The 8,310-nt window shown below is 59.3% G+C and carries 8 protein-coding genes and 1 pseudogene; 5 read left to right on the top strand and 4 right to left on the bottom strand.

All coding sequences use genetic code 11. The features are described from left to right. From D8U18_RS11460 to hmpA, 3 genes and pseudogenes are all read right to left on the bottom strand, one after another. Positions 1–451, bottom strand: a pseudogene (locus D8U18_RS11460) (cytochrome o ubiquinol oxidase subunit II); the annotation flags it as partial. A gap of 805 nt (positions 452–1,256) precedes the next feature. Then, on the bottom strand, positions 1,257–1,766 hold the full coding sequence (locus D8U18_RS11450) for a disulfide bond formation protein B (protein ID WP_130905199.1): 510 nt from the start codon (positions 1,764–1,766) through the stop codon (positions 1,257–1,259). Between the two features lie 261 nt (positions 1,767–2,027). After that, on the bottom strand, positions 2,028–3,209 hold the full coding sequence (gene hmpA / locus D8U18_RS11445; protein ID WP_130905198.1) for an NO-inducible flavohemoprotein: 1,182 nt from the start codon (positions 3,207–3,209) through the stop codon (positions 2,028–2,030). Positions 3,210–3,364: 155 nt separating this feature from the next. On the opposite strand from hmpA, the gene norR reads away from it, so the two are divergent. The 5 genes from norR (at position 3,365) to D8U18_RS11420 (ending at position 7,757) form a co-directional block, all read left to right on the top strand. After that, positions 3,365–4,915, top strand: a complete 1,551-nt coding sequence (norR, locus tag D8U18_RS11440) for a nitric oxide reductase transcriptional regulator NorR (RefSeq protein ID WP_056855098.1) — start codon at positions 3,365–3,367, stop codon at positions 4,913–4,915. Between the two features lie 250 nt (positions 4,916–5,165). Beyond that, complete coding sequence (locus D8U18_RS11435) at positions 5,166–6,068, top strand: chemotaxis protein (protein WP_056855097.1); 903 nt, start codon at positions 5,166–5,168, stop codon at positions 6,066–6,068. Between the two features lie 27 nt (positions 6,069–6,095). Then, positions 6,096–6,554 carry an N-acetyltransferase gene (locus D8U18_RS11430; protein WP_056855096.1) on the top strand — a complete coding sequence of 153 codons (459 nt, stop codon included), beginning with the start codon at positions 6,096–6,098 and terminating at the stop codon, positions 6,552–6,554. A gap of 43 nt (positions 6,555–6,597) precedes the next feature. Continuing rightward, the gene (locus D8U18_RS11425; protein ID WP_056855095.1) at positions 6,598–6,924 is read left to right on the top strand and encodes a hypothetical protein; all 327 of its coding nucleotides are present in this window, start codon (positions 6,598–6,600) and stop codon (positions 6,922–6,924) included. Between the two features lie 83 nt (positions 6,925–7,007). Continuing rightward, positions 7,008–7,757, top strand: coding sequence for a YkgJ family cysteine cluster protein (locus D8U18_RS11420; RefSeq protein ID WP_130905196.1), 750 nt, complete (start codon positions 7,008–7,010; stop codon positions 7,755–7,757). Positions 7,758–7,910: 153 nt separating this feature from the next. On the opposite strand, the gene D8U18_RS11415 is transcribed toward D8U18_RS11420, so the two are convergent. Next, the gene (locus tag D8U18_RS11415; protein WP_131107639.1) at positions 7,911–8,147 is read right to left on the bottom strand and encodes a hypothetical protein; all 237 of its coding nucleotides are present in this window, start codon (positions 8,145–8,147) and stop codon (positions 7,911–7,913) included. Positions 8,148–8,310: the final 163 nt, after the last annotated feature.

Here is an 8,310-nt window from a genome sequence, read left to right as displayed (position 1 = left end):
TGTTGACCGTGGCAATGCCTTGTTCCGGGTAGATGAACAGCCACTTCCAGTCCAGTGCGACCACTTCGATGGTCACAGGCTTCACGTCGGATTCGATCGGACGATAAGGGTCCAGCTCGTGGGTCGACTTGTAGGTGATGTAACCCAGGGCAATGATGATCAACACGGGAACAGTCCACACCGCGATCTCGATCTTGGTGGAGTGGTTCCATTTAGGCGTGTAGGTCGCCTTGGTGTTGGACGCGCGGTATTTCCAGGCGAACAGGAAGGTCATCACGATGACCGGCACCACGACCAACAGCATCAGCAGCGTGGCGGTGATGATCAGGTTGCGCTGTTCCAGGCCGACCTGGCCCGTGGGATTGAGCAAGGTCATGTTGCAGCCTCCCAGCAACAACGTGCCGAGCAGCGGCAATAAGCCTAGTAGTCTGGGGTACCTGTTTTTACTCATCTCACGACCTCTAAAGCAGCTTGCGCAATGCAGTTGGGTTTTGATCGCCAACACTTCACCCTGCCAAGGGTTGGCATTTTCTTGGATTGAATAAGGGCTTGCCCGTCGAGCGTCAGACGCGTTTCGACAAATCCTGGGCCAGCGGTGAGTTCTTATTCGAATTCGTGGTCAAAGGCCTTGTTACAGACCAATTCCATTTGGTGCGGATAGTTGGAGGCACCGACACCTGGGAGTCGCATGAAGCCGCCCGGCCTCTCGACACCCTGATTCTGCTCAAGCACCTCGCGAGGGTGAGCAGCGCCGGGAATTCAGTGCGGGCGATTGTAGTTATGTAGCGTTTTTTAAACCATGTCTCATCCCGAAATAATTTATATCCCGAGCCGCAACAATGCTTCGCCAAATTCGTAAAAGTGGCGCATCTTATCGAAATTGATTCTCAACAAAAACACCAAAATTTGTAGGTCTACCACCCGCGATTCAGACAGCTTCAGCGCGTTGGCGGCGACGCTCGATCTGGCCCAAGCCCCCAGATGACAAGGGCTCTGGCAAATCGCCAGAGCCTGTTAAAACTGCCTGCTCCAGCCGGATGGCGGGCAAAGTCGACACACTGCGAAACAGACCAATTTCATTGCCGGACCGCGTGCCAATCCGCAGCCTTGAAGGCCACTGCGACACAAAAGCTGTGACAACATGTCGCACACGTATCGCACCTCTGCTTGCGCCCTGTCAGGGACTTTTCAGCCACCCCCTGAAAACACAAAAACGCCCCGGCCCTCTCTGCGAGGACCGGGGCGTTTTTTTAATCTCAGCGCAGCGCTTTGCGGTTACGTATGGTCAGCAGCGGCACCAGTATCACCACCAGCACAAAGGCAACCAAAGCCCATTGCGCCAACGACAAACCGAGAATCGGCGGGTACGGCGTGGAGCAGAAGCCGTCGACCTGGAAGCCCAGCGGGAAAATCTTCGCCAGGGGCAAGTCGTCGACTATCGGCTGCAACACATCGACGCCACAACTGACCGCCGGGTAGAACTGCGTATAGACGTGATGCCCCGCTACGCCGACGCCTGCCAGGGCGCAAATCACCACCAGGGTTTCAAACACCGTGATGCTGCGACGGTTGCGCATGGCTGCGCCGATAAAGGCAAAGATCGCGATCAACAGCAACGCATAACGCTGCAGAATGCACAGCGGGCATGGCGCCTCGCCCAGTACGATTTGCATGTACAGCGCACCGCCGATCAGCGCCAGGCAGATGATGCCCAGCAATACCAGAAAGCGCCGTTCACGCCCCAACCGCATTGTTTCCTCGCTCATCGCGTTTCCCTTGAAGATATCGATTAACCGCCAGTCTACACGCTGGACGCGAGCCGGGGGATGCCGGGGGAATAGACGATAAGCGGGTTAAGAAGGGATTAACTGATCGTTCCCATGTTCTGCTTGGAAACGCAGCAAAGGACGCTCTGCGTCCCATAAAGCGGACGCAGAGCGTCCGTGGAGGCGTTCCCACGCAGAGCGTGGGAACGATCAACCGAGGTAAAGGCAACGCGGTGAGATTGCTTCACCGCGCCAAACCGCTCACTCCAGTGCCGCAGCCGGCCCGAAGAACTCGTAGCGGCTTTGCTTCTCCGGCACACCCAGGGCCTTGAGGTGGCGTTTGATCGCCGCCATGAAACCTTTCGGCCCGAGGAAGTAAGCATCCACATCGCGTTCCTGCGGCAGCCATTCGCCCAACTGTTCCTGACTCAGCAAGCCAACCTTGTGCGCCGCCGGGCTCACGCCGTCGTCTTCGGCATAGCAGTAAAAGCGCTTGAGTTGCGGATGACGCTCGGCCAGCCCGTCGATCCAGTCACGGAAGGCGTGAACACTGCCATTGCGCGCGCAGTGGATGAAGTGCACCGGCCGCTCGGTCTGCAACGCCGCTTCGAGCATTGCCAGGGTCGGGGTGATGCCCACGCCACCGCTGATGAGCACCAACGGCTTGTCGCTGGCGGTCAGGGTGAACTCGCCCGATGGCGGGAACAGCTGAATGGTCGAACCCACGTGCAATTGATCATGCAGGAAGTTGGAGGCACGACCACCGGCCTCGCGCTTGACGCTGATGCGATATTGACCTTTGTTCGCCAGGGCCGACAGCGAGTAGTTACGGCGAATCTCTTCGCCATCGAGGATCAGTTTCATGCCGATGTACTGACCCGGCTCTGCTGCCAGAATCAAACCTTTGTCCACCGGTTCGAAGTAGAACGAGGTGATTTCCGCGCTTTCCTCGACCTTGGCCGCGACGATGAATTCCCGCGCCCCACGCCAGCCGCCCGGTGCCTGCTCTTTTTGGTCGTAGATGCTGGTTTCAGCACCGATGAGGATGTCCGCCAGTTGACCGTAAGCCGCGCCCCACGCCGCAATCACTTCCGGCGTGGCGATTTCTTCGCCGAGCACTTCGGCGATTGCGCGCAACAGGCAGGTGCCGACAATCGGGTAGTGCTCCGGAAGAATCTGCAAGGCCACGTGTTTGTTGATGATCTTCGCCACCAGATCGCCCAATTGGTCGAGCTGGTCGATATGGCGCGCGTACATCAGCACACCATTGGCCAGCGCACGCGGCTGATCACCCGTGGCCTGGTGGGCCTGGTTGAACAGCGGGCGGACTTGCGGGTACTCGGACAGCATCATGCGGTAGAAGTGGGTGATCAGCGCTTCGCCACCGCTTTCCAGCAGCGGCACAGTGGATTTGACGATGGCACGGTCTTGGACGCTAAGCATAAAGTGACTCCTGAGCAACAAGGTTTCTTGACTATTGCTCTATGCTTATCAGGTTCCGTGCCAACAATTTAATCCATACAAATCAATAACTTGAAAACATGATAGTCAGAACGACACAGCCTGACTTATAGTCACTCCGACTACATGGAGTCACTATGACTGCAAAATCTCTGCTTACTGCCCTGCTGCCCCTGGTCTCGGACCTGTCCCGCGAACTGCCCGAAAGCGAGCGCTATCGGCGCCTGCTCGAAGCCATGCGCGCCCTGCTGCCCTGCGATGCCGCCGCCTTGCTGCGCCTCGATGGTGAATGGCTGGTCCCGCTGGCTGTCGATGGGTTGAGTACCGACACCCTCGGCCGACGTTTCAAGGTCAGCGAACACCCGCGCTTTGAAGCATTACTGAGCAGCAGCGGCCCGACACGGTTCGCCGCCGACAGCGACATGCCCGACCCGTATGACGGTCTGGTCGATGGCCTCGATGACCATCTGGAAGTCCACGATTGCATGGGTTGCCCGCTACTTATCGATGAGCGCCCGTGGGGCTTGCTGACCCTGGACGCCCTCGACCCGGAGCAATTCGAACCGATCGAACTGGACGCCCTAGAGGCTTTCGCCAGCCTCGCCGCCGCCACGGTCAATGCCGTCGAACGCATTGAACGCCTGAACAATCGCGTCGAAGACGAACATCAGCGCGCCGAGGTCTATCGCCAGGCCAGCGGCCAGCAGAACCGCGAAATGATCGGCCAGAGCAAAGCGCTGAAACGGCTGGTGGAAGAAATCAATCTGGTGGGCGGCAGCGACCTGACTGTGCTCATCACCGGGGAAACCGGAGTCGGCAAGGAACTGGTGGCGCAAGCCATCCATGCGGCCTCGCCACGGGCCGACAAACCGATCATCAGCCTCAACTGTGCCGCGTTGCCCGACACCCTGGTGGAAAGTGAATTATTTGGCCACGTACGCGGCGCCTTCACCGGAGCGATGAGTGATCGTCGCGGCAAATTCGAACTGGCCAATGGCGGTACATTGTTTCTCGATGAAGTTGGGGAGCTTTCACTGACGGTACAGGCCAAATTGCTCCGAGTACTGCAAAGCGGCCAGTTGCAGCGATTGGGCTCGGACAAGGAACATCAGGTCGACGTTCGCCTGATCGCAGCGACCAACCGCGACCTCGCCGAAGAAGTGCGCAGCGGCCGCTACCGCGCCGACTTCTATCACCGTCTCAGTGTTTATCCTTTATTGGTGCCAGCCCTGCGTGACCGTGGCCGCGATGTGCTGCTGCTCAGCGGTTACTTCCTCGAGCAGAACCGCTCGCGCATGGGCCTCAACAGTTTGCGCCTCAATAGTGATGCCCAAGCTGCGTTGCTCGCCTATGACTGGCCCGGTAACGTGCGGGAACTGGAACACCTGATCGGTCGTAGCGCATTGAAGGCGCTGGGCAACTGCAAAGAGCGGCCAAAGATTCTCAGTTTGAGCGCTGCTGACCTGGACCTGCCCAACGGCAGCATTGAAGCCACTACCGAGCAACCGGCCGCCGCCGCGATGGCGTTGGTGACGGGTGATTTGCGCGAGGCGACAGAGAATTATCAGCGCCAGTTGATCGGCGCATGCCTGGAGCGGCACAACAACAACTGGGCCAGTGCCGCCCGTGAGCTAGGCTTGGATCGGGCGAATCTTGGGCGCATGGCCAAAAGGTTGGGCATGAAGTAAGCCCTTGTGGCGAGGCAGCTTGCTCCCGCTCGAGCGCGAAGCGGTCCCAAATCAGGCGAAGGAATGCGTTTGCAGCTGTTGCGGCTGCTACGCAGCCGAGCGCGAGCAAGCTCCCTCGCCACAGGGGGGACCAATTGACTGGCAGCCGGTAATTAACCTAAAGCCTGCCCCCGACAAGTCGATAACCCGGCATCGATAGCTGTTGGCGATCCTCGCGGTCGCCCGCCACCTTTTTCCACAGAAGGTTCTTATGTCCTCCACCAAAGCCCGCGCAGACTCACTTTCGCTTCTGCTGTTTACCTTGCGCAGCGGCAAGTTGATGGCGATCAACCTGCTCAAAGTCAGCGAAATCATCCCCTGCCCGCCGCTGACCAAACTGCCGGAGTCGCACCCGCACGTGAAGGGTATTGCCACCTTGCGCGGTACCTCGTTGTCAGTGATCGATCTCAGCCGCGCCATCGGCGAGCGCCCACTGGAAGATCCGGACGGTGGCTGCCTGATCGTCACCGATGTCAGCCGCTCCAAGCAGGGCCTGCATGTTCAGGCGGTGAGCAAGATCGTTCACTGCCTGACCACCGACATCCGCCCGCCGCCCTTTGGTTCCGGTGGCAGAAGCGCGTACATCACCGGCGTCACCTCGGTCGACGGCACGCTGGTGCAGGTGCTGGACATCGAAAAAGTCATCCACGGCATCGCCCCGGTGCAGATCGAGATGGCACCGACCGAACTGAGCATGGAAGACGCCGAAATATTGGGTAACGCGAGGATTCTGGTGGTCGATGACAGCCAGGTCGCCTTGCAGCAATCGGTGCATACCCTGCGCAACCTCGGCCTGCAATGCCACACCGCACGCAGCGCCAAGGAAGCCATCGATTGCCTGCTCGACCTGCAAGGCACCGCGCAACAGATCAACCTGATTGTCTCCGACATCGAAATGTCCGAGATGGACGGCTACGCCTTCACCCGCACCCTGCGCGAAACCCCGGACTTCGCGCACCTCTACGTGCTGTTGCACACCTCGCTGGACAGCGCGATGAACAGCGAAAAGGCCCGTCAGGCCGGGGCGAACGCGGTGTTGACCAAATTCTCCTCGCCGGAACTGACCAAGTGCCTGATCGACGCGGCCAAGGCTGTGGCCGAACAAGGTCATTGAGCCTTGGCCGGGGACTATTGCTGGTTGATGCGGCGCAACCTCGCAGAGGTCGCGCCGGCCATTGACTGGCCAACTGGCGTCCAATTGATTGACTATCGTCCCGAACTTGCACAAGCGGTACATCGCTTGATGGAACTGGGTTACCGCGACGGCGGTGGCCGGGTGCCGGCGCTGGAGCGCTGGCAACAAAATTTTGAAACCGATCCTGAATACGATCCCGCGCTGTGCTTTGTGGCCCTGGACGCCGAAGGCGTAGTTGCCGTGTGCCAATGCTGGACCAGTGCCTACATCAAGAATCTGGTGGTGCATCCACGGGCGCAACGCCGGGGCCTGGGACGCGCGCTGCTGTTGCATGCGTTCAAGGTATTTGATCAGAGACGGGAAGGTTTTGTGGATTTGAAGGTACTGGAAGACAACCATCGGGCGCGGCGGTTATATGAAAGTGTCGGAATGCGTGAGGTGCGTCGGGAACCGGTTCCACTCTGACATACTCACATGCTGGCCCTGTCTGCCCAAGGATTGCTGACCCATGAAAGCTGCCACCCTGACCTTCCTCTGCCTCACGGCCCTCGCTACCCAGGCCCACGCCTCCAGCCCTGATGCCTGGGCCGCCTACGATAAAACCGTGCTCGCCAGTTGCACCAAGGCCAGTGGCCTCAAGGATGCCAAACCCGTCGGCAATGCCGCGCAGTTCGATGACCGCGTTGGCTACACCGCGCTTTTGTTGCAAGGTCAGTATCCGCAAAAACACATGAAAGGCGCGCAAGGCACCGAGCTGTGCCTGTACAACAAAAAAAGCAAAACCGCTTACGTCACCGAATGGGACTCCATCCGCCCGGCCACCAAGGCGCAGTGAGTGGCGCATAACTTGCTTCGTCAGGGATCTGCACGGCGGCATCCTGTCGCCGATTGATGCCCCCGGATGCGACTGACCGTTAAATGAATACGACGTTTTCCTGCGTAGGCTGTGGCAAATGCTGCAATGACCACCATGTACCCCTGACCCTGCCCGAAGCCCGCATGTGGGCGGCGGACGGGGGGCAAGTGATCATTCTGGCGGAAGCCTTTTTAAGTAACGGGCTGGGCTTGCCGGAGCAGCAACGAGAACACGCCGAACGCCGATCGGCACGGGTTCGCAGCGCCGACGCAGAGGCCTACGTCGCCATCACCTTTGCGGCTTACAACGTCGGTGCCTGCCGGAATCTTGACGAAGACAACCTCTGCCGCATCTATGAGCGGCGGCCGCTGGTGTGCCGCATTTATCCGATGGAGATCAATCCGCACATTCCACTGAATACGGCCGGGAAGGATTGCCCGCCCGAGTCGTGGGAAAAAGGGCCTGAGCTGATCGTCGGTGGCGAGTTGGTCGACCGCGAGTTGTCAGAGCTGATCCAGCGTTCCCGTCAAGCGGACCGCGATGACATCCAGGTCAAGGACGCCATTTGTGCGCTGCTTGGGTTTCGCACGGCCGCGCTTAAAGGCGATGGATTCACCGCTTTTCTGCCGGACATGCACGAGTTCGCCACGATCATCGACGAATTGACCGGGCAGACGCTGCCGGAGTGGAGCAGCGAGTGGCAGTTTCATGTATCCGGCGAGGAGATTGCCGGGCAGGTAATGGCGGCCGGTGCGCAATTGGCGACTGAGCAGCCTGCGAACTATGCGTTTATTTCGTTGCGGGCGGCTTGATTCGGGATTTGCTGTGTTTGCACCGGCGTCATCGCCAGCAAGCTGGCTCCCACAGGGTCAGCGCTGAACATAAAATTCACGAACATCTCATACCACTGTGGGAGCCAGCCTGCTGGCGATGGGGATAGTCCTGCCACCGCGATCATCCGGTGTTCAGCGCTTGCCCATCGACCGCCGAGTACCCGGAGGCGCCATGCCTGGGGTCTTGGTGTGGCCGTTTTTGGCACCGTTCTTGTACCACGGCTGGTTGGAGCCCTTGGCGGACGCCAGTTCACCCGGTTTGAACGGGAACTTGAACGCCGGGATTTCGGCTTTGGTTTCGCTGTCGGCGCTGGCGTCGACGCTGTCGTTCAAGACGTCGTCGGCCGGCGGTTGTTTCGGGGAAGTCATGAAAGCTCCGGGTGATGCGCAAATGTCGGGCCCGGTCAGCGAGCCACGAAAGGCGCCAGTATAACTGGATGAAGCGCTGCAAGCTGCTGTTAAGCGACTCGCACAAATCCCGCGAAGAATGTTAGCGTGCTCAGCATCCTCCTCCGCCCGACGAGCCTGCATC

Origin of the sequence: Pseudomonas sp. Sample_10 (assembly GCF_004321495.1) — a bacterium.
Taxonomy (GTDB): domain Bacteria; phylum Pseudomonadota; class Gammaproteobacteria; order Pseudomonadales; family Pseudomonadaceae; genus Aquipseudomonas.
The sequence above is the reverse complement of the archived record's forward strand: the minus strand, read 5'-3'. Positions and strand labels throughout refer to the sequence as shown.